Raw genomic sequence first — 24,384 nt, 5'->3', positions numbered from 1 at the left:
TGAGTAACGAGGAGGAAGCCCAATGACCACTGCCAGGGACATCATGAAACCCGGTGCCCAGTGGATCTCCAAGGACGAGACCGTCGGGAAGGCCGCCCGGGTGATGGCCGAGCTCGGCGTCGGATCGCTGGTCATCGCCGACGACAACGATCGCATGTGCGGGATCATCACCGACCGCGACATCGTCGTGAAATGCATTGCGCAGGGCCTGTCCCCCGCCAACGCGCGGGCCGCCGAGCTCTGTGAGTCGACGCCGCGCTGGGTCGCGGCCGACGCCGATGTCGAGGACGTGCTGGACCAGATGGAAAGTCACCGGATCAAGCGGATGCCGGTGATCGACAACAAGCGCCTGGTCGGCATGATCAGCGAGGCCGACCTGGCCAGGCACCTCGACGACAATCAGCTCGGCGAGTTCGTCACGGCGATCTACGGCCGCCCTTAGGTCAGCTTCAAGTGGCGGTTCATCGACATCGCTTCCGCCGCCAACTCGGTCAGCTCGCGCACCTCGACGCCGTGCTGCCGTAGCTTCTCCACGCCGACGCAATTGGTCACGAAGGTCGCGGGTTCGCGCCAGGCCAGGACGACCCTGGGTATCCCGGCCCGCAGGATCCGGTCGGTGCACGGCAGCCGCGTCGCGGTGCCGCGCTGCGAGCACGGTTCGAGCGTGCTGTAGATCGTTGCCCTGGCCAGTCGTGGGTCGTCCGCGTCGAGCTTGTCCAATGCGGACTCCTCGGCGTGCACCTTCGCGTCGGTCTCCCGCGAGTAGCCGGTGGCGATCTCCACGCCGTCGGCCACGATCACCGCGCCGACGGAGAATGCCGTTTCGCTCGGCGGGCACAGCCACGCGAGCTCGATCGCCCGGCGCAGGAAAACCATGTCCTGGTCCGCGTGTTCCGCGCCCGGCCGATTGCCTCGCGGGAGATAGCGCAGCACCGCGACGTCACCGACCTGGGTGACGTCGGCCAGGTGCATCCTGCGGTGGGGAGCGCCGGGATAGGTTGCGGCGTCGAGGAATCGGGGGGCTTCGGGGTCGCCGACCAACAGGGGAGTGACGGCCAGCTGTAGTTCGTCCGCGAGGTCGGCGGCGAGGAAGGCGGTGTGGATGCGGGTGCCGCCCTCGACCATGAGGCGGGCGATGCCGCGGCGTCCGAGATCGTCGAGGAGGACGCCGAAGTCGAGTTCGGCCCCGAGCGGGACGACGTCGGCGAGGCCGGACAAGCTGTCGGCGAGCCGGGCCGCGCCCGCATCGGTGGTGTAGACGAGTTTGCCGCCGCCGTGATGCCAGAACCGCAGGCCCGGGTCCAAGTCGCCGCTCGCCGTGACGGTGACCTTCAGCGGGAACTCCGGTTTGCCCGCCGCGATCCGCGTCGTCCTGCGGTCGGCGCTATCGACGAGCAGCCGAGGATTGTCCCGGCGCAGGGTTTGCGCGCCGATCAGGATCGCGTCGGAATCCGCGCGCACCTGATCGACCCGATCGAAATCCGCCGCATCGGACAACCGCAGTCGCTCGGGGCTCGCGTCATCGATATATCCGTCGATGCTCATCGCGACCGACAGCAGCACGTGCGGACGCGTCACAGCCGACCCTCGCCGATGCTCCGCTGCGCGCCGGACCGAAGAGCTGGCTCACCGCACATGTGCACCGCCGCACGTCGCTCTGCGCACGCACGCCCACATTCGCTCACTGCAGCACCAGCGCGGCGACCTCCGCCTCCAGCGTTTGCACGAGCCCCTCGGCCGGGCGCTCGCCGCAGACGCCGAGCCAGTTGGCCAACATCCGATGTCCGCCCTGGGTCAGCACCGATTCGGGATGGAACTGCACGCCGTGGATGGGCAGGGTGCGGTGCCGCATGGCCATCACGATCCCGGTCTCGGTGCGGCCGAGTACCTCGATCTCCTCGGGCAGTGTGTCCTCTAGAACGGTGAGCGAGTGATACCGCGTCGCTGTGAACGGGTCGGGCAGGTCGGCCAGCACGCCGGAGCCGAGATGGAACACCGAACTGGTCTTGCCGTGCAGCAGCTCGGGCGCGCGGGTCACCGTCGCACCGAAGGCCTCGCCGATGGCTTGGTGGCCGAGGCACACGCCGAGCAGCGGAACGGTGTGCCGGGTGCAGGCGCGCACCAGGTCGATGCTGGCGCCCGCGCGATCGGGAGTGCCGGGTCCCGGGCTGATCAGAATGCCGTCGAATTCGGCCACCACGGCGTCCACGTCGGCCAGGTTCGGGTCGTCGTTGCGCCACACCACGGCCTCGGTCCCCAGCTGGCCGAGGTACTGAACCAGGTTGAACACGAAGCTGTCGTAATTGTCGACGACCAGAACACGCATGGTCCGAGATTACGTCCCCGCACGGCACCGCGGCGCATCCATTACCAGTTGGGATAGCCTAGAGACACACCGGAGGGCGCCAGAGCCTCGTCCACTGCGGCGAGCGAGCTCGGCCCAACCCACACCGCGCCTGCCCCGCCGGTACCGACCTGCACGCCGAATACGAGGACGTCATGCCCAAGTCGAAGGTCCGGAAGAAGACCGACTACACGATCAACCCTGCCAGCCGCACGCCGGTGAAGGTGAAGGCCGGGCCGTCTCCGGTCTGGTACGTCACCATCATGCTCGGCTTCATGCTCGCCGGATTGCTGTGGCTGCTCGTTTACTACCTCGCCGCCGACCACATCAGCTGGATGGGCGACCTGAACGCATGGAACTTCCTGATCGGATTCGGCCTCATGGTGGTCGGCCTGATCATGACCATGCGGTGGCGTTGACACCACATCTGGGTTGCCGCGGGTAACGCGGACACCACATCTGGATTACAGACGTGTCATTCATGCACACCTGTGGATGAACCTGTGGACAACTCGAGGACCGATTGGGGAAAGTGACGCGTGACACCGGATTCTCCAGATCCCCAGGCGCCCGATCCCCAGCCTCGCGCGGCCGATCCGCGTCTCGCCTGGACCACGCCGACCCCCGCTCTCATCGCGGTCACCGGCGGCGGAATCATCCTGGCGGTCGCCGCCGTCCTGGCCAACGACGGTGCCAGCCGCTTGCTCATCGGACTGGCCGCGGTCGGACTGTTGGTGCTGGCCGGCCTCGGCTTCCGGCAACGGCCGCGACTGTCCGTCGTCCCCGGCGCCGACCCGCGGATGGTGGTGCGCAATCTGCTCGGCGCCGACGAATACACCCGCGACCAGATCATTCGAGCCCGGGTGGTCAGCTATCGCCGCCTCGGCCGCAAGATGCCGATGCTGGAGATCGACGTCGACCGCCACGGCACCGAACGACTGTTGATCTTCGGCCGCTGGGACCTGGGGACGCGCCCCGACGACGTGTACGACGAACTGGTCCGCGTCCTCCGGCTGTCGGGCAAGACCACGCGCTGAGCCACCACCCGGCCCGGCCACCGTGTTTCACGTGAAGCCGCGCCGAATGTCGAATCAGGCCAGCGACATTGCGGTAGCGCCGACCACCACGAGCGACACGACCGCGACAACCGCCACCGAGACCCAGCCGATCAGGCGAGCGGTCTCTTGCGATTTCGCGCCCAGCCACTGGGGCAGGAACAGGATGCCCAGCGTCGCGAGCGTGCCCGCGGCCAAGCCGCCGAGATGCCCCCACAGCGAGATACCCGGCAACGAGAAGCTGATGAACACGTTGATGCCGATCAGGATCAGCATCTGATTCGGGTTCTGCCGCAACCGGATCAGAATCACGGTAATCGCACCGAACAGGCCGTATACCGCTCCCGAGGCACCGGCGGTCGCGCTGTCCTGCGCGAACACCATGACGGCGGCGGAACCACCGAGCAGTGACACCAGATAGACCGCGAGATAACGCAGCCGCCCGAGCACCAGCTCGGCATCACGGCCGATCACATACAGCGCGAACATGTTCAGCAGCAGATGGATCGGACCGTAGTGCAGGAAGCCGGAGCCGATCACCCGCCACCACTGGCCGTCGGCGACCGCGGGCGGATACAACACCCAGTCGATGAACAGCTCCGAGGTGCGGTTCTCCAGCAGGCTCTTTGTCTGCGCCGCGGTGATCGCGAAGATGGCGACGTTGACGGCGATCAGCGCATAGGAGACGTACGGCAGCGATGCCCTGGCCGCCGGTGCACCCGCGACGGTGCGCACCGGTGCGACGGTGCGCTGCTCCTGCCGCAGGCAGTCGACACAGTGCTGGCCGACCGCCGCGGGACGCAGGCATTCCGGGCAGGATGGCCGCCCGCAGCGCGTGCACGCCAGGCCGGTCGGACGATTGGGATGGCGAACGCACGTCGGCGCAGGCGGCTGAGCGGTCATAATCTCATTCGATCGTGATCTTGGTGATTTCGACGGGTTCCAGGGGGCGGTCGTTGCGATCGGTCGCCGTCTTGGCGATGGCGTCGACGACCTTCCGTGACTCCGGGTCGACGACCTCGCCGAAGATGCTGTGCTTGCGGTTGAGGTGCGGCTGCGGGCCGACCGTGATGAAGAACTGCGACCCGTTGGTGCCCGGTCCCGCATTGGCCATCGCCAACAGGTAGCCGCGGTCGAAGCGCAGTTCCGGGTGGAATTCGTCGCCGAACTCGTATCCCGGTCCGCCGCGCCCGGTGCCGGTCGGATCCCCGCCCTGAATCATGAATCCGTCCATCACCCGATGGAACACCGCGCCGTCGTAGAACGGGCCGCTGCTGCCGCCGCTCGCGTTCGCGGTGGTGTACGGCGCCGAACCGTCGGCGAGGCCGATGAAATTCCGGACCGTCTTGGGAGCGTGGTTACCGAAGAGCGAGATCTTGATGTCGCCGCGATTCGTGTGGAGCGTCGCCACAGCGGTCTGATTCGGTGAGGTCACGCCGCAATGCTACGGTCCCGCCGCCGCGGAACTTCAGCGCACCGGTCGGTGCCACCCGTGTCGCGTCGTGGCCCGCGCTGGGGCGAGTAGTCGATCTCGACGGCTCGGCGAGGCGCTGAGCTGGAGCTACTGCGGGAAAGGCGCGGTTGTGCCAGCATAGGCCAATGACTTTGGGGCGCCTACATGTATCCGCACGTACTCGTAACCGGCTCCTTGTCGGGACGGCCGTCGCGTTGGCGGGTGGCGTGGCCTGGCTGGTACGCAGCAAGCGGCCGCAGCCGCCCGCGCCCGCCCCGGCGCCGCCGCGCATCGGCTACTCACGCAACGGTTCCGCACCAACTCCCGTGGCGGGGGCCAACGCCGAGAACGGGCGCTGACCCGGTCATCGAGTCTTTTCTTCGGCCTTGTCGAGTCGATCGGCCGCGGCGCGCCCGTTGTCGTTGAGCAATTCCTCGGCCTCATGTCCGGTGAGGGTGAGGAAGACATCATCGAGCGAAGGTCTGCGCAGGCCGACATCGTGCAGTCGCACGTCGTGCTCGGCGAGCTTGCCGATCGCCGCGACCAGTGCCTGCGAGCCGTCGGACACCGGGACGGTGATTCGGCGCAACCCCGGCTCGACGTGAATCTCGCCGTCGGCCAGGCCTTTCAGCGCCTGCATCGCGGCACCTAGATTGTCCGCGTGGTCGACGGTCAGCTCGATCCGGTCGCCGCCCACCATGGTCTTGAGCTCGTCGGCGGTGCCGCGGGCGATCACTTTGCCGTGGTCGATCACCGCGATCGCGTCGGCCAGCCGATCGGCCTCGTCCATGTACTGCGTGGTGAGCAGCAGCGTGGTGCCGCCCGCCACCAACTCCTCGATGACGTCCCACAGACCCAGCCTGGCCCGGGGATCCAGGCCGGTGGTCGGCTCGTCGAGGAACAGCACGGGCGGGTTTGCCACCAACGCGCCGGCCAGGTCGAGACGCCTGCGCATACCGCCGGAATACGTTTTGACCGGACGGTCGGCGGCATCGCTGAGCCGGAACCGGTCGAGCAGTTCGCGTGCTCGCTCCTTACTGCGCTGCACACCCAGGTGATACAGCCGCCCCACCATTTCCAAATTCTCGAAGCCGGTCAGGTATTCGTCCACTGCGGCGTACTGGCCGGACGCGCCGATGCGGGAGCGCAACGTCCGCGGATCACGCAACACGTCGATGCCCGCAACGGTGGCCCGTCCGGCATCGGGCACCAGGAGGGTGCTGAGCACCCGAACCGTGGTGGTCTTACCTGCGCCGTTGGGTCCGAGTAGCGCGGTGACGGTCCCCTCGGGGACCGAAAGGTCGAGTCCGTCGAGGGCGATTACATCGCCGTATCGTTTGACCAGACCCTCGGCGACTATTGCGTCGGGCATGATTCTCCTGAGTTCGTCAGTTTTCGTGGGATGTATTTGCGCGACGCCAGGGATCTGGTGTCGACCGAATTCGCTGGATCGGGCCGGCTGGCCGATACTCGAGTCAGTATTGCGCCACCCACTGACAATTTCATCCGTTTTGTTCGCTATCTCCGGGCGTCGACCATTCGGGACTTGCACGCGAGACGGACCCGTCCGCCGAGAGGGCCGCAAAGAGCGGCCGCACCCCGATCCAGGCGGTGCTCGGGGGTGCCGGATCGAGGTGCGACCAGTTAGATAATCCCGCGGGCCGCCCCGCCGAGTCGTGCGTAGCGCACTACCCGATTCGACATCATGCGGTACTCGGGCCGATTCGCGCCGCCGTGAAAACAGCCGAGCGACTTGATCGCTCGGTCGACGCGACTAACCGTGCCGCCGATCGGTGCGAACAAATGTTCGCACCGGGTGCGAGGCATTGCGACGGCACCGACATGCCGACGAAGGAGACACGACGCTTATGCAGCGTCACCGAAGCCCGAAATGGCACATAACCGACAGCGATCCGCACCACACAGCGACCGGTCGGCATGTTTCCGCGGCCACGTTCCGACCCCGGATCCACTTCGCCAAAGGCCAGGTATCAACCAGCGCAACAGCTGTTTTGGCAAACACCAGGCCACCATCGAACAGTGGCGCAGAAGGGCGCTTCACCTACTCGAAACGACCTCGAACTATCAAAACGTAAGCCGACCCAAAAAATCTTCGAAAAGTGGCACTCCCCACGCGCACACAATCGGGGATCATCGCGTAGGATCATTCAAGTCGGCCCCTCCCCCCCGGGCCGACCTTACGCGGGCCTCGGCTAACTCCCCCCCTTCGCCGAGGCCCGCTCCCCATTTCTGGACCAGGTCAGGCGACCTGGTCGTCGCCGGGTAGCACCGATCGCCAGGCCGTAGCCAGCCGCTGATCCCGCACCCGTCCGGCAACCGCGAGCAACGGACGATCTCGCTCCCACCGTTGCCTGGTGACCGAATCCACGGACTCCCACAGGGAATCCGACTCCGCCGACAATCTGCGGAAATACTCGAACGCGCCACCGAGCGCGATATGCACACCGGGCGAGCTCGGCGCATCGATATCCAGCCCGCGCACCGCCGCGAGCACGGTCAGCAGTTGCTCCAGCACGGCCCGCGGCCACGCCGAAGCCCGCGCCACCCGAACCAGCCAGCCCAGCGTGGCCGCGAGCACGTGAATGTCCTCGATCGTGCGGAACGGCTTGAGGTAGTCCAGGTAGCCGTCGCCAGCGCCGCAACATCTGTCAGCGTGACCGTGGCGTGCGGGATCTCCGGGGCAAATGGAGTCGCGGGCAGATTCGTCACGTGCACCCCCGGGTCACCCACATCGACCATGGTGGCCCGCAACCGGTTCCGGCCGTCCTCGGCCGTGCCGACACTGGCGATCACCACCAGCCGCTGCGCCAGCATGCCCAGCGTGGCAAAGGATTTGGTTCCGTTGAGCTGGTACCGGCCCAGCTCCTCGGTGAGCGTCGTGCGGATCGCCGACGGGTGGCCGCCGCCCGCCTCGGTCGCGCACAACGCCACCAGTTCGTCAGCCGGTAGATCGGGAATCAGCGTCCGCAGCGCCTCCTGGTAACCGGACAGGAACGCGAAACCGAGCCGGTCGGCGCCGAATCCGCCGGCGATGGCGACATCGACCGGCTTGCCGAATCGGTTCGCGGCCACCCGATGTCGCGTCCAGGCCGCGCCGACGTCGTCCAACGGTGTCGTGGCGAGGGGTTCGGTCAGCAGAAAATCGAGCACTGAATCCACTCGTGCACGGTAACCGGCGGTGGGTGGCCACGTCGCTACGTCACACCGCGACGCGTTCCGCACCGGCCGGTGCCTGCCAGATCCGGCTGCGCAGATCCGTGCCGCGAATCACCTGGATCCGCCACGGGTCCAGCCGCAGGATCTGCAGTTTCGGGTCCTGCGGCGAGTGCCAGAACTGGCCGAGGTCGTACCCGGCACCGGGCGGGCTGGTCTGCCGATAGAGCTGCCAAACCCGCTGCCTGATCTCGGGCGCGTCGACCCACTCAGCAGTGGCGTCCACCGCCACCGAATGGTTGCCCGGTGCCCAGTAGGAGAAGTTCACATGCGGATTGGCCGCGATATGCGCCGCCTTGATCGGCGTCTTATAGGTCGCCAGCCAGCCGAGCGGGCTGCCGTCGACGTTCTCCCAGACCGGAATCAGCACCCTGGTCCGCGGCCGATTCCGCTGATCCACGGTCACCATGGTGGCGTAGTTGATCCGTCCGACGAACGTGTTGAATTCACCCTCGATGTCAGCGAACGAGGCGACTTTGCCGGTCATGCCACCGCTCCCGCCTCGGTAACGCCGAGCCCCCGACCCCAGTCTCCGTCGACTGCCGACTCGACGCCGGTAGTAAAGGTGACCGGACCCATGCCGTGCGTGCCGCCTGTCACAACGGCCTTCCTACTTTCGGTCGCGTTCACGATCCGCCGCCTCTTTTCTCAGCTGGTCATCTCGGTTACTGCTAGTAACCGACAGCATCATCCGTCACTGGCACTGACCACGGAAGACGGCACTTCAGAGTCACTCGGTTACCGCGGAGATACCGACTTCGTGAACACAATGGCGAGGGCCCAACCGATCAAGCGGAGGCCGGTGACCGACTAGCAACCCGCGGCGCTGCACATGCGCGTTCTGCCGTCGAGCAGTAACACTGAGGAGTCACATTCGCTTCGGAAGGAGCCTGACCTGTGCCGAAACCAGACGAAGCACGCAAGAGGGCACTTTTCGACAACGAGGCCAGACTGTCCTGGGTGCTGGCCGGATTGGCCGGTTTGATCGGAGCGGCGGCGTTCATGCACACCGCTGGCTACTTCGTCACGTTCATGACCGGCAATACCGAACGCGCCATCCTCGGGCATTTCAGCGACCAGAAGGACACCGCGGTCGCGGCGGCGGCCCTGCTCGCGTCGTTCGTTGGTGGCGTGGTGGTGGCGTCCTGGTGCCGCAGGCACTACTGGTCCGGGCATCCGCATGGGCCGACGCTGCTGACCACGCTGAGCCTGGCGGCGGCGTCGCTCATCGATGGCGTTCGGTTTCAGGACCCCGACACCGCCACCATCGACTTCGTGCCGATTCTGTTCGTCGCGTTCGGTGTCGGCGCGCTGAACACCTCGTTCGTGAAGGACGGTGAGGTGTCGGTGCCGCTGAGTTACGTCACCGGCACCCTGGTCAAGCTGGCGCAGGGCATCGAGCGCCATATCAGCGGCGGCGACTACGCGGACTGGCTCGGATACTTCCTGCTCTACCTGAGTTTCGCGCTGGGCGCCCTGCTCGGCGGCTTGTTGAGCATGCTCGTCGCCGGGTGGGCCATGCTCATCACCGCGACGGTCGTCTGCCTGATCGTGACCGGCTATACCTACCTGCATCTGGATCGGCACGGACCGCTCTCCGGCCGCTGAGCCCGACAGCTCCCCGTGCGTTTGTCGGTTTGTCCGGTTACGGTGGCCGCGTGGTGGAGAATATCGGGGTCGATGCCGACCAGTTCGCGGCGCTGGTCCTGCAACAGCTGAACGACATCGGTGAGCAGGACGCGCAATACAACCCGGACGAGTTCGAGATCGTCGTCGGCAGTTGGAATCTGTACCTGGGCAATATTTTCCGGGAGACCACCGGCCTCCCCGCCGCCGAACGCGACGCACGGATCGCCCGCTTCGTCACCACCCTCCGCGACAACGACGAGCCGGACGCCTGGCCCGAGGCGCGGGCCGCGCTCCGACCCATCCTGCGCCCCAACGCCTTCGGACTGGATTCGCCGTCCGAGGACATGCGGCCGATCACGCGTCCCGCGTTCCCCTTCGTCGACGAGCTGGTCGCGATCGACCGGCCCAACTCCCGCTCGATCGTCTCGGTCGCGACCCTCGACCGCTGGGGCATCAGCGCCGACGAGGTATTCGACGCGGCCCGCGAAAACCTCAGAGCCATGGTGGGTTCCAGCGGCATCAAGGAGGCGGGCCTGCTCCATTTCGGCGACAACGGCGACGGCTACTGCACCTCGTGGCCATTGATCCCCGGCTGGCTCGCCGGCTCCGGCGACGGACAGCACCGCTCGATCGCCTTCATGCCCGACGTCGACACCTTGATCATCACCCCCGACACCGGCGACCTCGCCCCACTTTTCGAGCACGTCGAGAAGCACTACCGGGAAGCCGTCCGCCCCATCTCCCCCCAGGGCTACACAGTCGACGACCACGGCACCGTGATCCCCCTCGACCAGTCCCCCCGACACCGCCACCTCCCCTTCGTCCAACGCGCCCGATGTGGTTTGGCCGTAACCGAATACGACGCCCAAACCCAGGCCCTCAACGAGGCGATGGAACGCGACTACACCTACCCCCACCACGAAGACCTGGCCCCCGCCTTCATAGGTTCGGTCCTCTACGTCGGCAGCGACAACGGCCCCTACACCGCCACAGTCTGGGGCGAAGACGTCGAATACCTCCTCCCCGAAGCAGATTTCATAGTCTTCTGCACCGAACAAAACGGCGAAATGATCACCCTCTTCGAAACCCCCTTCGCCGCAGTAGCCGAAATCACCGGCCTCACCCCAATTCCCGACATGTCCCCCCGCCGCTACGAAATCCGCCACTGGCCAAACCCCGAAACCCTCGCCCGACTAGAGGCCGCCGCAGTCTCCCGCTGACCAGCAGCACCTGGGCAAGACGATTTGGATGGGAGGCTGCACAACCAGCATTTCTGGCGGGCGAGCCGTAGCGATCGAGCTCTGGCGGATTTCCAGGCGACAAACCAGGCAATGGTCAGTCCCGGCTTCGAGGGCCGCAAACCTGGGGCCCTCCGGGGCAAGCATCGCAGGAAAGCGATCCCGAGTGGGCTCCGAGGGTAGGCATCTGTGGCATCCCGAACCGCGGCGGACGACCGGAGCGGGCATTCCAGGACTGCAAACCGAAGTCGGGGGTCCGGGGGGCGAAGCCCCGCCGGGCGGGGCGTGGGGGCTGCGCCCCCACAAAACACGCGAAACGAGACCCGGCGAGCGCTCTTCGCGAGCACTCGCCGGCTATCGAGTGGAGCCTAGGGGAATCGAACCCCTAACCCCTGCCTTGCAAAGGCAGTGCTCTGCCAATTGAGCTAAGGCCCCGTGTCAGCGGGTGGTGACCTCGTGCCACAGGTCCGCGTCGTTGCGCTGGCGCAGCTTGGAGATGCCGATGAGAACCGCGATCACGGCGCCTGCCGTGATTAGAAACTTCATGGTTCCCACCCTACTGTCGTGTTCGGGAGTGGGCCTAGGAGGACTTGAACCTCCGACCTCTTCGTTATCAGCGAAGCGCTCTAACCGCCTGAGCTATAGGCCCGTACGGCTCTTGTGCGGGTAGCACCTGAGCCGAGAGTAGAGACTACCCGACTGGTCATCGGACAACCAAAACGGCTGGTAGTAGCGTTGCATCGGGCTCACGCCCTCATACGTGCCCGACCCTCCGCCAGAAACCGAAGCGGCCGGTACGGCCCCGATCGGGGCGAGTACCGGCCGTCTGGCGACCGAGTTCTAGTCGGGATCGGCGAGTGTCACCTGGATGCCGCCGACCAGATCACAGCACTGGTTGTAGATGAACGTGCCGACGGTGCCGAGCGCGGTGAACAGCACCACATTGATCAGGCCGATGACGCCCGCGTAGCCGAAGACCGTGCCCGCGTCGATGAGCCCGACCGACCCGCTGTCCTGGGACACCATGTCGGTGAAGGTGTTGTTCAACCGTTCCCACACGCCCATGCCCTCGAGCACGATGTACAGCAGGCCGACCGCGAGCATCCAGACGAAGAACATGGCGACGCTGATCACCAGCGAGATCTTGAGGGTCGACCACGGATCGATCCGGCGGATCTGCACGGTGGCCCGCAGCGGCTCTCCGGTGGCGACGGCCGCGGCGACGGCGACCGGCACCGCGGGCGAGATCGGTGTCTGCGGACCGGTGTGTTCGGCGGACGGTGGCAGCGGGTGCCGGATCTCCGAGAGGTCCGGCATGTCCTTGATCAGCTCGGGACGCGCGATGCTGCGGGTGGGTCCGTCGATGCCGACGGACTTCACCATCGCCGCTTCCTTGCGGGCCGCCTTCGCGGCGAGGTCGGCGGTGGTGCGCGCGTTGGTCACGCCACCACCGAGACCGCCACCACCACCGCCGCCAGGGCCACCGGAGCCACCGGAGCCGCTCGGGCGTCCGGTGACCGGTGCCTGGCCGGGCCGGTACAGGTTGGACTGTGGCTCCCGCTGCGGCAGTTGCGCCCAGCCGTCCTGGAACGGCGAGTGGCCACCGCCGTTGCCGCCGGACTGATCCCCCGATTCGGGTGCGCCGGGCTCAGAGTTGTTCATCCGGACAGTCTGGTCGACCGACTCCGGCCCGCCTTGACCGGGAGCCTGCTCCGGTGCGGACTGTCTGCCCGCGAAATCGCCTTGCTTGTCTTGCATTTCGCGTTGTTGCCCGTGCTGGGCGGACGCGGTTTGCGCACCGTGCTGCTGGCCACCGCCCGGCTGGCCACCGTGCTGCTGCTGGCCACCGTGCTGTTGTCCGCCCTGCTGGCCACCGGCGGACTGGCCACCACCCTGTTGGCCGCCGTTCGGCTGACCGGCACCCTGCTGGCCGCCGCCCGGCTGACCGTTCTCGGCCGGCGAGGCCGGCCGCGGAATCGGCCGCGGCGGAATCGGTGACGGTGCGATCCGTTCGGTCACACCGTTCGTCTGGTGCCGCTCGTCATTCGGCTGATTCGGAGTGGTCAATGGGAATCCTTAGATCCGTTCGTTGCCGCCGCTGTTGGGTTACTACTCAGAGGAACCGGTGTCGCTGTCTTCGCCTGCGAGCAGATCGGGATCGGGCTCGTCGGCATTGCGCGCGATAGCAAGCAACGTATCGCCCTCGCCGAGGTTCATCAATCGCACGCCCTTGGTCTGTCGTCCAGCCTTGCGAACCTGCTTGGCCACCGTCCGGATGACACCACCACCGGATGTGATCGCGTACAACTCATCCTCGTCTTCGACGATGAGCGCACCGACAAGGGTGCCACGCTTGGGGTCGTACTGGATGGTCAATACGCCTTTACCACCGCGACCCTGTGCGGTGTACTCCTCGATCGCGGTGCGCTTAGCGTAACCGCCGGCGGTGGCCACCAGCAGATATGTATCCGGCCGCACAACGTTCAGCGACAAGAGTTCATCGGAGGCGTTGAACCGCATGCCCTGCACACCGGAGGTGGCGCGGCCCATCGGACGCAGCGCCTCGTCGGTCGCGGAGAACCGGATCGACTGACCGAGCGCCGACACCAGCAGCAGGTCGTCGTCGGACGAGCAGAGCACCGCGCCGACCAGTTCGTCCTCGTCGCGCAGGTTCACCGCGACGATGCCGCCGGTGCGGTTGGAATCGAAGTCCGACAGCTTCGACTTCTTCACGAGGCCATTCTTGGTGGCGAGCACCAGATAGGGAGCGACTTCGTAGTTTTTGATCTGGATGATCTGGGCGATCTTCTCGTCCGGCTGGAAGGCGAGCAGGTTCGCCACGTGCTGACCGCGTGCGGTGCGGTTGGCCTCGGGCAGCTCGTACGCTTTGGCGCGGTAGACCCGGCCCTTGTTGGTGAAGAACAGCAACCAGTCGTGCGTCGACGAGATGAAGAAGTGCCGGACCAGGTCGTCCTGCTTGAGGCCAGCGCCCTGCACACCCTTGCCGCCGCGCTTCTGGCTGCGGTAGAGGTCGGTCTTGGTGCGCTTGGCGTAGCCGGTCTCGGTGATGGTGACGACCACGTCCTCGCGGGCGATCAGGTCCTCGTCGGCCACGTCGCCGTCAGCGGCGATGATCTTGGTGCGCCGATCGTCGCCGTACTTGTCGACGATCTCGGCCAGCTCGTCGCGCACGATGGCGCGCTGGCGCTCCGGCTTGGCGAGAATGTCCTTCAAATCGGCGATTTCGAGTTCGATCTTGGCCAACTCGTCGACGATCTTCTGCCGCTCCAACGCCGAGAGGCGGCGCAGCTGCATGTCGAGGATGGCGGTCGCCTGGATCTCGTCGATGTCGAGCAACTGCATCAGGCCGGTGCGCGCGGTGTCGGTGTTGGCCGAGCGCCGGATCAACGCGATGACCTCGTCGAGCGCGTCGAGCGCCTTGACCAGGCCGCGCAGGATGTGCGCCCGCTCCTCGGCCTTGCGCAGCAAGTACTTGGTGCGCCGGACGATGACGTCCAACTGGTGCTTGACGTAGTACCGGATCATCTGGTCGAGCCGCAGCGTGCGCGGCACACCATCGACGATCGACAGCATGTTGGCGCCGAAGCTGGTCTGCAGCTGGGTGTGCTTGTACAGGTTGTTCAGCACGACCTTGGCGACGGCGTCCCGCTTGACGGTGACGACGATCCGCATGCCCGCGCGGTCCGAGGACTCGTCGTGGATGTCGGAGATGCCCGCGATCTTGCCGTCGCGCACCTGCTCGGCGATCGAGTTGATGAAGTTGTCGGTATTGACCTGGTACGGCAACTCGGTGATGACCAGGGTGGTCCGGCCCTTGTTGTCTTCCTCGATCTCGACGACGCCGCGCATCCGGATGGAGCCGCGACCGGTGGTGTAGGCGTCATGGATGCCCTGGCCACCGACGATCAGGCCGTAGGTCGGGAAGTCCGGGCCCTTGACCCGCTCCATCACAGCGGCCAGCGTGGACTCTTCGTCCGCGTCGAAATTGTCCAGTGCCCAGTAGATCGCCTCGGCCAGCTCCCGGAGGTTGTGCGGCGGGATGTTGGTCGCCATGCCGACCGCGATGCCGTTGCTGCCGTTCATCAGCAGCGCGGGCACCCGGCTCGGCAGCACGGTCGGTTCCTGCGAGCGACCGTCGTAGTTCGGTACGAAATCGACCGTCTCGTGGTCGATCTCGCGCAGCATCTCCATCGCGAGCGGGGTCAACCGGCATTCGGTGTACCGCATGGCGGCCGCGCCGTCGTTGCCGCGGGAGCCGAAGTTGCCCTGGCCGTCGACCAGCGGGTAGCGCAGCGACCATGGCTGCGCCATGCGCACGAGGGTGTCGTAGATCGACGAGTCGCCGTGCGGGTGGTAGTTACCCATGGTCTCGGCGACCGGGCGGGCGGACTTCACATAGCCGCGGTCGGGGCGATACCCGTTGTCGTACATCGCGTACAGCACGCGCCGGTGCACCGGCTTGAGGCCGTCGCGCACCTCGGGCAGCGCGCGGCCGACGATCACGCTCATCGCGTAATCGATGTAGCTGTTCTGCATTTCCTGCTGGATGTCGACCGGGTCGATCCGGTCGCCGCCGGCGCCTCCGTACGGAGGCAGCGTCGTGTCGGTCATCAAGTCTCCTTAGCGGGCGGTGCGGTTGCGGTTCGGGCTCACGCCCGGGAACTGGCGCACCGGCTTATACGTCGAGGAAGCGAACGTCCTTGGCATTACGGGTGATGAAGCTGCGGCGGGCCTCCACGTCCTCGCCCATCAGCACGCTGAACAGCTCGTCGGCCGCGGCGGCATCGTCCAAGGTGACCAGCTTGAGCACGCGCGCCGACGGGTCCATGGTGGTCTCCCACAGCTCCTTGGCGTTCATCTCGCCGAGGCCCTTGTAGCGCTGGACGCCGTCGTCCTTGTTGATCTTCTTGCCCGCCGCGAGACCGGCTTCGAGCAGACCGTCGCGTTCGCGGTCGGAGTAGGCGAACTCCGGATCGCTGCGCTGCCACTTGAGCTTGTACAACGGCGGCTGGGCCAGATACACGTGGCCCTGTTCGACCAGCGGGCGCATGAACCGGAACAACAACGTCAGCAGTAGCGTCGCGATGTGCTGGCCATCGACATCGGCATCGGCCATCAACACGATCTTGTGATACCGCAACTTCGCGATATCGAACTCGTCATGGATACCGGTACCGAACGCGGTGATGATCGACTGCACCTCGTTGTTCTTCAACACCCGATCGATACGAGCCTTCTCGACGTTGATGATCTTTCCCCGCAACGGCAAGATCGCCTGATACATCGAATCACGCCCGGACTTGGCCGACCCACCGGCCGAATCACCCTCGACGATGTAGATCTCGGACCGACTCGGATCCTTGGACCGGCAATCAGCCAACTTACCCGGCAACCCACCCAGATCCGTCGCCGACTTACGCCGCACCAACTCCCGCGCCTTACGCGCGGCCACCCGCGCCTGGGCCGAGGACACCGCCTTGTTCACGATCGTCTTGGCATCGGCGGGGTTGGCTTCGAACCAATGCGACAGATGCTCGTTACACGCCTTCTGCACAAACGACTTGACCTCGGTATTACCCAACTTGGTCTTGGTCTGGCCCTCGAACTGCGGCTCGGAAACCTTCACACTCACAATCGCGGCCAAACCCTCACGGATGTCATCACCGGTGAGGTTGCCGTCTTTTTCCTTGAGCAGCTTCTTGTCCTTGGCGTACTTGTTGACCACCGTGGTCAACGCCGCCCGAAACCCCTCCTCATGGGTGCCACCCTCATGAGTGTTGATCGTGTTGGCGAAGGTATGCACAGACTCCGAATACCCCGAGTTCCACTGCATCGCCACCTCGAGCTCATGCCCGGTGCCCTTACCGGTGAACCCCACCACCGAATTATGAATCGGCTGCTTGGTCCGATTGATATGACGCACAAAATCCTCCAGACCACCGGGATAGTGGTAGGTCCGGGTCTTGACCTTGTGCTCGACCGGTGCGGCGTTGCCGTCCTCGGCGTGCTTGGGCGCCTCGGCGGTCTCACTGACCACATCATCGGTGATCTCGGCGTCGGTGACCCGCTCGTCGGTCAAGGTGATGGTCAGGCCCTTGTTCAGAAACGCCATCTCCTGCAACCGGCGGGCCACGGTCTCGAAGTTGTAGGTGGTGGTCTCGAAGATGTTCGGATCGGCCCAGAACCGGATCGTGGTGCCGGTCTGCTTGGACGGTTCACCCTTGACCAGCTTGCCCGGAATCGAGTCCTTGTAGGTCTGGCTCCAGTGATAGCCGTCGCGGTCGATCTCCGCCTCCAACTGGGAGGACAGCGCGTTCACCACGGAGATACCGACGCCGTGCAGACCGCCGGACACCGCATAGGAGTCGGAGTCGAACTTGCCGCCCGCGTGCAGCTGCGTCATGACCACCTCGATGGTCGGGACGCCCTGCGCGTGCATGGCCACCGGGATGCCGCGGCCGTCGTCGACCACCTCGACGCCGCCGTCGGCGAGCAGGGTGACCTCGACCTTGGACGCGTACCCGGCCATCGCCTCGTCGACGGAGTTGTCGACGACCTCCCAGATCAGGTGGTGCAGACCGCGCTCACCGGTGGAACCGATGTACATGCCGGGACGCTTACGGACCGCCTCGAGCCCCTCGAGGACCGTGATGGACGAGGCACCGTAGTCCGCCTTGCCCGAGGTAGCGTTGGTCGAGCCCGATGCATTGGAGTCGTTGGCAGCCACTGGTCGGTAGCTCTCCTTACTTGCTGATCCTCCTGGCGGGGCACTGCACAGCACGCGTTGGCCCCTGGACTGTGTGTCGAGAAATACGGGGCCGCGCGGGCGGTACGGAACGCGCCGAAGGTGATCGCCGCTAGTTACGTCACCATCCTACTGGTACAGCCAACCTACAGTGCACCTACGACACCCCTGACAGCTCCGTGAATGCGAGAAATCGGATTGTCGCGAGTCTGTTCCGCCCTTCGACCCTTTGGCTCGCCCCTGGGAGGAATCGGGCGGTGCCCATCGGGGGCGGTCCGAGAAGCGTGCGACGGTGGGGCGGAATGCCCGTATTTTCGGGCCCGTCGCGGTAGCCGACGGATTACTCCTTCGCCTCGGCAGATGGGCTCACGGCGTCGCTCTTATGGCAAAGGCGTCCTGGCCTGAACTCGACCGACCGCAGCCGAAGGCACGGCATCAGTCGAGGTCCAGACGGTGTGGCAGTGATGGCGGAGCCGGTAGACCACCCGGGCTCGGACGAAATCGCTTGTCGCATCGGGCGATACCGAGGAGCGTTTCACGTGGAACGCCGCTGCGGCTATCCGTAGGTATCGCGGGGCCCGCGTCCCTTCACGTGACGGTCACCCTTGCGCCAACTGGGTGCCGCGGGGCCGGTGATCTTCAGCGATGTCACGATGCCGGGCCCGACCGCTGCGTTGATCTTCGCCAGAATCTGACTTTGCAACATGCGCAATTGGGTTGCCCACGCGGTGGATTCGGCAGCGATGCTCAGCACGTTGTCCTTCAAGGTCAACGGGGTGGCATGCGAGGCGATGTCCTCGCCGACGACACCGGCCCAGCGACCGAACACCATTCCTTCGGCGACCTTGGTGGACCAGCCGCGATTCTTCGCGAGCGAGCCGGTCAGCTTTCCGAAGGGTTGGGGATCGCGTTGGTCCGGACCGGCACCCGACCAACCGCTGCGCCGCCGCGCCCCGGTCCGGAGCTTCCGCTGTGGTGAGGATCGGCCCTGCCCGACCGACTTGCCGCTGGCCTTCGCCGCCGCGCGGGCCTCCTCGAGCGCCCGCCTGGCCAGATCGATGCCGCGCAGTTCCGGCTCCTGTCCCGCCGGTTCGGCACCCTGCGGCTGCTGATCGGTCACCCGGGCTTCCTCTCGTCTCGCGCGGCCAGAGGGTCACTCTACGACAGGGCGCCGACGAAACGGCCGCCTCGGGCGGGCGGGAAGACGGTCGAGTTCTCCACAGGACCTGTTGATAAGCATGCTCTTCTGTGCATAAGAAGGCGTCGCCGGACCCAGTCCGGTCGCGAATGCGACTGTCACAGTGGTGGTGTGGCGGCCTCGGCGATCCGCGAGGTCCGGCCGTCCGGTCCGCCGGTGGTCTCCACCCGCATCGGCACGGCGGCAAGCTCGGCCGGGACGTCCTCCGGTACGGCGGCGGTGATCAACACCTGTTCCGCGCCCGCTGCCACGGCGGCAAGGGCGGTGCGACGGCGGCGGTCGAGTTCGGCGAAGACATCGTCGAGCAACAGGACCGGCTCGGATCCGGTGGCGCGCAACAATTCGAACGCGCCGAGGCGCAGAGCCAGTGCGAAGGACCATGATTCGCCGTGACTGGCGAAACCCTTGGCCGGTGCGTCGCCGAGGTTCAGCTCGAGCTCGTCGCGGTGCGGGCCGACCAGGCACACGCCGCGTTCCAGTTCCTTCGGCCGGGCCGCGGCGAGTTCGCGCAGCATGATGGCCTCCAGCGCCTCGGTGTCGTCCGGCTGGGGTTCCCTTGCGGGGTCGAGGAATTCGGGTGGCAGGTTGGCGCTGCGGTAAGCGATTGCGGCGGGCCGTGATTCGGGGGCGATCGCGGCGTACGACTGGGCCAGATACGGATACAGGTCGTGTACCAGGCGCAGCCGGTAGGTCAGCAGCACCGAGGCGTGAGTGGCCAGATGGCCGTCCCATACGTCGAGGGTGCCCAGCTCCGTCTTCGATCGGGCTTGCCGCCCAGCGGATTTCAGCAATGCCGAGCGCTGGCGCAGCACCCGGTCGTAATCGCTGCGGACCGCGGCGAGCCTGGGCAGGCGGGCTGTACACAACTCGTCCATGAACCTGCGCCGCTCACCCGGATCGCCGCGAACCAGGGCGAGGTCCTCGGGTGCGAACAGCACCGTCTGCAGGATGCCGAGGATTTCCCGCGGCCGACGGGCCGGTGACCGGTTGATCTGCGCACGGTTGGCCGCGCCTTGGTTCAGCTCGATGTCGATCCGCAGCTCGCGCCCGCTGTTGACGACGGACGCACCGATCCGCGCCCGGTCGGCGCCCATCCTGATCAGCGGGGCATCGGCGGCGACGCGATGGGAACCGAGCGTGGCCAGGTAACCGATCGCCTCGAGCAGGTTCGTCTTGCCGTTGCCGTTCGAGCCGAGGAAAACTGTTCGGCCTGGGGATAATTCGAGCTCCGCGTGGTCCCAGGAGCGGAAGTCACGCAGTGACAGTGTTCGGATGAACATCCGCTACCGGACCCCTGCCTGCCCGAGTTCCACCATGCCGACCTGCCCGCTGCGTACCGAATCGCACAGCGTCGCTATCGGTTTCGCAGCGCCCGAGGCAGTGACCGAACTCGGATTGCGATCATGCACAGGTGCTCAGCCCGGGAGCCGGACCGGCATCAACAGGTAGGTGTACGGGCTGTCCAGCGCCGCGAACGCACCCGATTCGAGCACCTTCGGCTCGTCCTCGACGGCGGGCAGCAGTACCGCGGGACGGCTCGGCGTGGTGAACCCGAAGGTGACCCGCTCGGCGTGCAGTGCGGACAGACCGTCGATGAGGTAGCCGGGGTTGAACGCGATGGTCAGCGATTCGCCGCGGAAGTCGGCCTCCAGCCATTCCTCGGCGCGACCGGCGTCGTCACCGCCCGCGGACAGCAGCAGGCCCTCGGTGGAGAACTCCAGCCGCACCTGGGCGCCGCGCTCGGCGACCAGCGCGACACGCTTGATCGCCTCGGTCAGCACGGACACCTGGAGGGTGGCGATCGAGGTGTGTTCCTTCGGCAGCAGCTGACGGAACTTGGGGAATTCGGCATCGAGCAAGCGAGTGGTAGTGCGGCGGCCCGCGTTCACGATGCCGAGCAGGCCGTCCGAACCAGCGCCGGTGCCGAGCGAGAGCTGCACGGGGGCGTCGGACGTACCGAGCGTCTTGGCGGCCTCGGACAGCGTCCTGGCCGGAATGAGCACGGCGGTCTCGATATCGGCGTTGGCGGGCGACCATTCGATGTGCCGGACCGCGAGCCGGAACCGGTCGGTGGCCGCGAGCACCACCTTCGAGCCCTCGATCTCGACGCGGATACCGGTGAGCATCGGCAGCGTGTCGTCCCGGCCCGCCGCGACGGCGACCTGGCCGACCGCATTGGCGAACACCTCGACACTCAGTTCGCCGGACTGCTGCGGCACCTCGGGAAGCTGGGGATAGTCCTCGACCGGCATGGTCGGCAGCGAGAACTTCGCACTGCCACAGCTGATCAGCACGCGAGTGCCGTCGACCGACACATCGACCGGCTTGTTCGACAGCGCCTTGGTGATGTCGGCGAGCAGGCGGCCGGAGACGAGTACCTCGCCGGGACCGGCGACCTCGGCGGCGACGCGCATCTGCGCGGAGACCTCGTAGTCGAAGCCGGAGACGGTGAGCCCGCCCTCGTCGGCAACGAGTAGCACCCCACCGAGCACGGGAACGGGCGGCCGGGACGGGAGGCTACGTGCCACCCAGGCAACCGATTCCGCGAAGTCCTCTCGGGCGACCCGAAACTTCATGCTTGCAAGCTCCATCGCCCGATCTGTCCTCTCCCAGTTCCGTGAGCTGTTGTGCGGTGGCCGGACATTCGTCCTCCAAGCCTGTCGGCTCGTCAACGTTGGTTCGCGAAGGGTGCTGGATCGGCCGCCACCAAAAGTGTGGCACAGGCGACCGACACCAAACCGTACCCGCGAGTGGAGCTGTGGCCTAGCCCGACCCTCCGGGGAGGGCGCACAGGTGTGGATCAGTCGGCGCGGGTGGGTTTGAGTTCGTGTCGGCGAGCTATTCGTGCGAGGACGGGCATCAGTCGGTTCGGCTCGTCTCCTTGCCTGGGGACGGGAGTGGTTCGGGGCGTGACCCTCTTCGACCGACTTTCCACACAACCTGTTTTCAAGAGAGTTCTTCTAGGAGAAGAACTGAAGTAGTAGTAGGCACTGTGGAATCTGTGTACTGCGGCCGAAACCGCTGGTCGGCGGGCGTGGTGCCGTGGGGATGACCGGAGCGTGTCTCGAGGATGAACGAGGGGCGTCTGTGGAGTTCCGAAGTTGTCCCACATTCATCCTCGAGTGCTCCTCGAGTTGTTCCACCGAATTCACCCGGTTGTTCACACGTGTGTACCGATTCGTGGACAACTCGAGGAATCCTCGAGGACTCCACACGGACTCCTCGAGGATTCCCCAACCCCTCGACCGACTGCCGTGCTGGTCACTGCCTGTGCGCAAGCTCTGCTGGGGAAGCTGTGGATGAAGGCCTGTTAGCGGACGTCGCACGGCCCATCCCCACACCTGTTAGCGATCCGGTGCACAACTCGGTGTTTCCTCGAGGACTCCACAAGGATTCCTCGAGGAATCCACAGGCCACAAAAAAGCACCGCCCCAGGTCAGGGGCGGTGCGGGGGTGTTAGTGAAACTCAGCGCGAGCGTTGCTTGATTCGGGCTGTTAGTTCTTGCACCTGGTCATACACCCGGCGCCGCTCGGTCATCTCCTTGCGAATCTTTTTCTCCGCGTACATGACCGTGGTGTGGTCGCGGCCGAACGCCTGACCGATCTTCGGCAGGGACAGATCGGTCAGCTCACGGCACAGATACATGGCGATCTGCCGCGCCTGCGCCAGCGGTCGCGCCTTGCCGGGTCCGGTCAGTTCCTCGAGGGTGGTGTTGAAGTACTCGGCGGTGACGGCCATGATCGTCGCCGCGTTGATCTCCAGCGCCGCGGTATCCGGCATCAGATCGCGCAGCACCACTTCTGCCAGGGGCAGATCCAGCGGCTGCCCGTTCAGCGACGCGAACGCGGTCACCCGGATCAGCGCGCCCTCCAGCTCGCGAATGTTGCGTTCGACCCGGGTGGCGATCAGTTCCATCACGTCGTGCGGCACGTCGAGGCGGTCCATCCGCGCCTTCTTGCGCAGGATGGCGATGCGGGTCTCCAGCTCGGGCGGCTGCACGTCGGTGATCAGGCCCCACTCGAACCGCGTCCGCAACCGTTCCTCCAGCGTGGCCAGCTGTTTGGGCGGGCGGTCCGAGGAGACGACGATCTGTTTGTTGGCGTTGTGCAGGGTATTGAAGGTGTGGAAGAACTCCTCCTGGATACCTTCCTTGCCCTCGATGAACTGGATGTCGTCGACGAGCAGGATGTCGGTCTCGCGGTAGCGGCGTTTGAACGCCACCTTCCGGTCGTCACGCAGGCTGTTGATGAAGTCGTTGGTGAATTCCTCGGTCGAGACGTACTTCACCCGCATGCCGGGAAACAGGCGCTGGGCGTAGTGGCCGGCCGCGTGTAGCAGGTGCGTCTTACCCAAACCCGAAGCGCCCCAGACGAATAGCGGGTTGTAGGCGCGGGCGGGGGCCTCCGCGATGGCGACCGCGGCGGCGTGTGCGAACCGGTTGGACGCGCCGATGACGAACGTTTCGAAGGTGTACTTCGCGTTCAGACTGGCCGAGGAGCTCGACGGCGCCGAGCTCTCCTGCGACTTGGTGAAGTAGGTCGGCCAGGAATTGCGGGCGTTGACCACGGGCTCGTCGTCGCGGTCGGCGCGTGGGCTCTCCGACTCGCGGACCGACTCGTGCGCGGCCGCCAGCTCGTGGTCGTCGGACTCCGCCGCCTGGCGCACGGGCGCGCGGACCGGACCGCGCACAGCGGCGGGGCCTGGATCGGGTGTGAACAACGACTCCTGGCCGGGCGGGATCGATTCGCGGCGCGGCGGAAGGCCTTGTTCGCGGCGCTGCGCCGGCGTGGGTTCGTGTCTGGGGGCGGACTGCGGCTCGGCCTGGGGAGCGTATTCGTCGTGGCCCGGGTATTCGTCGTGCGCGTAGTCCGGCCGGTCGTACTCGCCCGCGTATTCCGGCGCGTACTCGTTGTCGGCGTAGCCGGATCCACTGTTGTAGCTGGGAGCCTGGTCGTACTCGTTGGACTGGGCATAACGCGGTTGCTGGTAGTCGTCGCGGCCCTGGTATTCGCCACCTGGGTAACCGGCCTGGCCGCGTCCGGTGTCGCGGGGGCCACTATCTCGGGGGCGGTTGTCGCGATGTCCGTTGTCGCGAGGTCCGGTGTCCCTGGAACGTTCGGGCGTGCTCGTCATCCTGGCGTGCCTGGGGTTGTTGCCGGGCCGCTCGGTGGCGGGGGTGGCCGGCGCGGCGATGCGCACGCCGAGGCCTTCCACCTGGGGGCCGAGGCGCCGGGCCAGCGACCGCAGGATCGGTTCGCGCAGATCGCGTTCGATGGCCTCCTGAGCCAACGAGGAAGGCACCGAGAGCAGGGCGAACCCCTGCGCCACCGTCAGCGGCTTGACCAGTTTCAGCCAGGCCTGCTGCGCTCGGGTCACCGGCGGAATGGCACCGTCCGGTGAGCCGGTGGTCAGCTCGGCAACTACCTCGGGCCACACCGTGGCCAACACGTTCTGCTCGTCGTCCAT

At 66.2% G+C, this 24,384-nt stretch carries 23 protein-coding genes and 2 tRNA genes; 7 read left to right on the top strand and 18 right to left on the bottom strand.

Annotated features, from left to right (window positions below):
• Window positions 1-22 precede the first annotated feature (22 nt).
• On the top strand, window positions 23-442 hold the full coding sequence (locus KV110_RS00120; RefSeq protein ID WP_218472516.1) for a CBS domain-containing protein: 420 nt from the start codon (window positions 23-25) through the stop codon (window positions 440-442).
• Here KV110_RS00120 and KV110_RS00115 read toward each other — a convergent pair.
• Both KV110_RS00115 and KV110_RS00110 read right to left on the bottom strand, forming a co-directional pair.
• The gene (locus tag KV110_RS00115) at window positions 439-1,578 is read right to left on the bottom strand and encodes a dihydrofolate reductase family protein (protein ID WP_246634276.1); all 1,140 of its coding nucleotides are present in this window, start codon (window positions 1,576-1,578) and stop codon (window positions 439-441) included. The genes KV110_RS00120 and KV110_RS00115 overlap by 4 nt on opposite strands.
• A gap of 103 nt (window positions 1,579-1,681) precedes the next feature.
• Window positions 1,682-2,326, bottom strand: a complete 645-nt coding sequence (locus tag KV110_RS00110; protein WP_218472515.1) for an aminodeoxychorismate/anthranilate synthase component II — start codon at window positions 2,324-2,326, stop codon at window positions 1,682-1,684.
• Window positions 2,327-2,499: 173 nt separating this feature from the next.
• Here KV110_RS00110 and crgA point away from each other — a divergent pair, with 173 nt between their 5' ends.
• Window positions 2,500-2,763 carry a cell division protein CrgA gene (crgA, locus tag KV110_RS00105; RefSeq protein WP_218472514.1) on the top strand — a complete coding sequence of 88 codons (264 nt, stop codon included), beginning with the start codon at window positions 2,500-2,502 and terminating at the stop codon, window positions 2,761-2,763.
• A gap of 120 nt (window positions 2,764-2,883) precedes the next feature.
• Window positions 2,884-3,381, top strand: coding sequence for a PH domain-containing protein (locus KV110_RS00100; protein WP_218472513.1), 498 nt, complete (start codon window positions 2,884-2,886; stop codon window positions 3,379-3,381).
• Between the two features lie 54 nt (window positions 3,382-3,435).
• Here the strand turns inward: KV110_RS00100 and KV110_RS00095 are convergent, their stop codons facing one another.
• Together KV110_RS00095 and KV110_RS00090 are read right to left on the bottom strand one after the other, a co-directional pair.
• A complete protein-coding gene (locus KV110_RS00095; RefSeq protein ID WP_218472512.1) occupies window positions 3,436-4,302 on the bottom strand; it encodes a rhomboid family intramembrane serine protease in 867 nt (288 codons plus the stop codon).
• A 4-nt stretch (window positions 4,303-4,306) separates the two neighbouring features.
• Entirely contained in the window at window positions 4,307-4,834 is a 528-nt protein-coding gene (locus tag KV110_RS00090) for a peptidylprolyl isomerase (protein ID WP_218472511.1), read from the bottom strand.
• A gap of 164 nt (window positions 4,835-4,998) precedes the next feature.
• Between KV110_RS00090 and KV110_RS00085 the strand changes: the two genes are divergently transcribed.
• Entirely contained in the window at window positions 4,999-5,211 is a 213-nt protein-coding gene (locus KV110_RS00085; protein WP_218472510.1) for a hypothetical protein, read from the top strand.
• Window positions 5,212-5,216: 5 nt separating this feature from the next.
• Here KV110_RS00085 and KV110_RS00080 read toward each other — a convergent pair whose 3' ends face one another.
• From KV110_RS00080 to KV110_RS00070, 4 genes are all read right to left on the bottom strand, one after another.
• Window positions 5,217-6,224: an ATP-binding cassette domain-containing protein gene (locus tag KV110_RS00080; protein WP_218472509.1), complete on the bottom strand. Its 1,008-nt coding sequence runs from the start codon at window positions 6,222-6,224 to the stop codon at window positions 5,217-5,219.
• An 888-nt stretch (window positions 6,225-7,112) separates the two neighbouring features.
• The gene (locus tag KV110_RS41295; protein WP_246634275.1) at window positions 7,113-7,388 is read right to left on the bottom strand and encodes a hypothetical protein; all 276 of its coding nucleotides are present in this window, start codon (window positions 7,386-7,388) and stop codon (window positions 7,113-7,115) included.
• On the bottom strand, window positions 7,370-8,032 hold the full coding sequence (locus tag KV110_RS41745) for an acyl-CoA dehydrogenase family protein (protein ID WP_281427729.1): 663 nt from the start codon (window positions 8,030-8,032) through the stop codon (window positions 7,370-7,372). The genes KV110_RS41295 and KV110_RS41745 overlap by 19 nt, the downstream gene beginning before the upstream one ends.
• Before the next feature lie 40 nt (window positions 8,033-8,072).
• The gene (locus tag KV110_RS00070) at window positions 8,073-8,573 is read right to left on the bottom strand and encodes a pyridoxamine 5'-phosphate oxidase family protein (RefSeq protein WP_218472508.1); all 501 of its coding nucleotides are present in this window, start codon (window positions 8,571-8,573) and stop codon (window positions 8,073-8,075) included.
• Window positions 8,574-8,983: 410 nt separating this feature from the next.
• Here KV110_RS00070 and KV110_RS00065 point away from each other — a divergent pair, with 410 nt between their 5' ends.
• Window positions 8,984-9,694 (top strand): YoaK family protein, encoded by a 711-nt coding sequence (locus KV110_RS00065; RefSeq protein WP_218472507.1) that lies wholly within the window; start codon window positions 8,984-8,986, stop codon window positions 9,692-9,694.
• A 50-nt stretch (window positions 9,695-9,744) separates the two neighbouring features.
• The gene (locus KV110_RS00060) at window positions 9,745-10,935 is read left to right on the top strand and encodes a DUF1444 domain-containing protein (RefSeq protein WP_218472506.1); all 1,191 of its coding nucleotides are present in this window, start codon (window positions 9,745-9,747) and stop codon (window positions 10,933-10,935) included.
• 380 nt (window positions 10,936-11,315) lie between these two features.
• On the opposite strand, the gene KV110_RS00055 is transcribed toward KV110_RS00060, so the two are convergent.
• From KV110_RS00055 to KV110_RS00040, 4 genes are all read right to left on the bottom strand, one after another.
• Window positions 11,316-11,388 (bottom strand) — tRNA-Ala (locus tag KV110_RS00055).
• Between the two features lie 3 nt (window positions 11,389-11,391).
• Entirely contained in the window at window positions 11,392-11,499 is a 108-nt protein-coding gene (locus KV110_RS00050; protein ID WP_218472505.1) for a DLW-39 family protein, read from the bottom strand.
• A gap of 29 nt (window positions 11,500-11,528) precedes the next feature.
• Window positions 11,529-11,602: transfer RNA gene (locus KV110_RS00045), tRNA-Ile, on the bottom strand.
• Between the two features lie 191 nt (window positions 11,603-11,793).
• The gene (locus KV110_RS00040; RefSeq protein WP_218472504.1) at window positions 11,794-12,711 is read right to left on the bottom strand and encodes a DUF3566 domain-containing protein; all 918 of its coding nucleotides are present in this window, start codon (window positions 12,709-12,711) and stop codon (window positions 11,794-11,796) included.
• Between KV110_RS00040 and KV110_RS41980 the strand changes: the two genes are divergently transcribed.
• Window positions 12,706-12,951 carry a hypothetical protein gene (locus KV110_RS41980; protein WP_218472503.1) on the top strand — a complete coding sequence of 82 codons (246 nt, stop codon included), beginning with the start codon at window positions 12,706-12,708 and terminating at the stop codon, window positions 12,949-12,951. The two genes, KV110_RS00040 and KV110_RS41980, sit on opposite strands and share 6 nt — an antisense overlap.
• Window positions 12,952-13,062: 111 nt before the next feature.
• Here KV110_RS41980 and gyrA read toward each other — a convergent pair whose 3' ends face one another.
• The 6 genes from gyrA to dnaA all read right to left on the bottom strand — a co-directional run bounded on the left by gyrA (window position 13,063) and on the right by dnaA (window position 24,384).
• Window positions 13,063-15,585, bottom strand: a complete 2,523-nt coding sequence (gene gyrA, locus KV110_RS00030) for a DNA gyrase subunit A (protein WP_218472502.1) — start codon at window positions 15,583-15,585, stop codon at window positions 13,063-13,065.
• A 64-nt stretch (window positions 15,586-15,649) separates the two neighbouring features.
• Complete coding sequence (gyrB, locus tag KV110_RS00025) at window positions 15,650-17,701, bottom strand: DNA topoisomerase (ATP-hydrolyzing) subunit B (RefSeq protein WP_218472501.1); 2,052 nt, start codon at window positions 17,699-17,701, stop codon at window positions 15,650-15,652.
• A 574-nt stretch (window positions 17,702-18,275) separates the two neighbouring features.
• Window positions 18,276-18,839 (bottom strand): DUF721 family protein, encoded by a 564-nt coding sequence (locus KV110_RS00020; RefSeq protein ID WP_218472500.1) that lies wholly within the window; start codon window positions 18,837-18,839, stop codon window positions 18,276-18,278.
• Window positions 18,840-19,015: 176 nt separating this feature from the next.
• Window positions 19,016-20,197, bottom strand: a complete 1,182-nt coding sequence (recF, locus tag KV110_RS00015) for a DNA replication/repair protein RecF (RefSeq protein ID WP_218472499.1) — start codon at window positions 20,195-20,197, stop codon at window positions 19,016-19,018.
• Between the two features lie 135 nt (window positions 20,198-20,332).
• Complete coding sequence (gene dnaN, locus KV110_RS00010) at window positions 20,333-21,508, bottom strand: DNA polymerase III subunit beta (RefSeq protein WP_218472498.1); 1,176 nt, start codon at window positions 21,506-21,508, stop codon at window positions 20,333-20,335.
• Between the two features lie 875 nt (window positions 21,509-22,383).
• Window positions 22,384-24,384: a chromosomal replication initiator protein DnaA gene (gene dnaA, locus KV110_RS00005; RefSeq protein ID WP_218472497.1), complete on the bottom strand. Its 2,001-nt coding sequence runs from the start codon at window positions 24,382-24,384 to the stop codon at window positions 22,384-22,386.

It is taken from the genome of Nocardia iowensis (genome assembly GCF_019222765.1).
Lineage (GTDB): Bacteria > Actinomycetota > Actinomycetes > Mycobacteriales > Mycobacteriaceae > Nocardia > Nocardia iowensis.
Note: the sequence above shows the minus strand (reverse complement) of the source record. Positions and strands in the feature narration are given on the sequence as shown.

Coding starts and splice junctions, on each gene's coding strand:
- KV110_RS00110 (WP_218472515.1), bottom strand. CDS start 2,326: ATGCGTGTTCTGGTCGTCGACAATTACGACAGCTTCGTGTTCAACCTG.
- KV110_RS00040 (WP_218472504.1), bottom strand. CDS start 12,711: ATGCAAGACAAGCAAGGCGATTTCGCGGGCAGACAGTCCGCACCGGAG.
- crgA (WP_218472514.1), top strand. CDS start 2,500: ATGCCCAAGTCGAAGGTCCGGAAGAAGACCGACTACACGATCAACCCT.
- KV110_RS00085 (WP_218472510.1), top strand. CDS start 4,999: ATGACTTTGGGGCGCCTACATGTATCCGCACGTACTCGTAACCGGCTC.
- gyrA (WP_218472502.1), bottom strand. CDS start 15,585: ATGACCGACACGACGCTGCCTCCGTACGGAGGCGCCGGCGGCGACCGG.
- KV110_RS00095 (WP_218472512.1), bottom strand. CDS start 4,302: ATGACCGCTCAGCCGCCTGCGCCGACGTGCGTTCGCCATCCCAATCGT.
- dnaA (WP_218472497.1), bottom strand. CDS start 24,384: ATGGACGACGAGCAGAACGTGTTGGCCACGGTGTGGCCCGAGGTAGTT.
- KV110_RS00080 (WP_218472509.1), bottom strand. CDS start 6,224: ATGCCCGACGCAATAGTCGCCGAGGGTCTGGTCAAACGATACGGCGAT.
- KV110_RS00070 (WP_218472508.1), bottom strand. CDS start 8,573: ATGACCGGCAAAGTCGCCTCGTTCGCTGACATCGAGGGTGAATTCAAC.
- KV110_RS00050 (WP_218472505.1), bottom strand. CDS start 11,499: ATGAAGTTTCTAATCACGGCAGGCGCCGTGATCGCGGTTCTCATCGGC.
- recF (WP_218472499.1), bottom strand. CDS start 20,197: ATGTTCATCCGAACACTGTCACTGCGTGACTTCCGCTCCTGGGACCAC.
- dnaN (WP_218472498.1), bottom strand. CDS start 21,508: ATGGAGCTTGCAAGCATGAAGTTTCGGGTCGCCCGAGAGGACTTCGCG.
- KV110_RS00120 (WP_218472516.1), top strand. CDS start 23: ATGACCACTGCCAGGGACATCATGAAACCCGGTGCCCAGTGGATCTCC.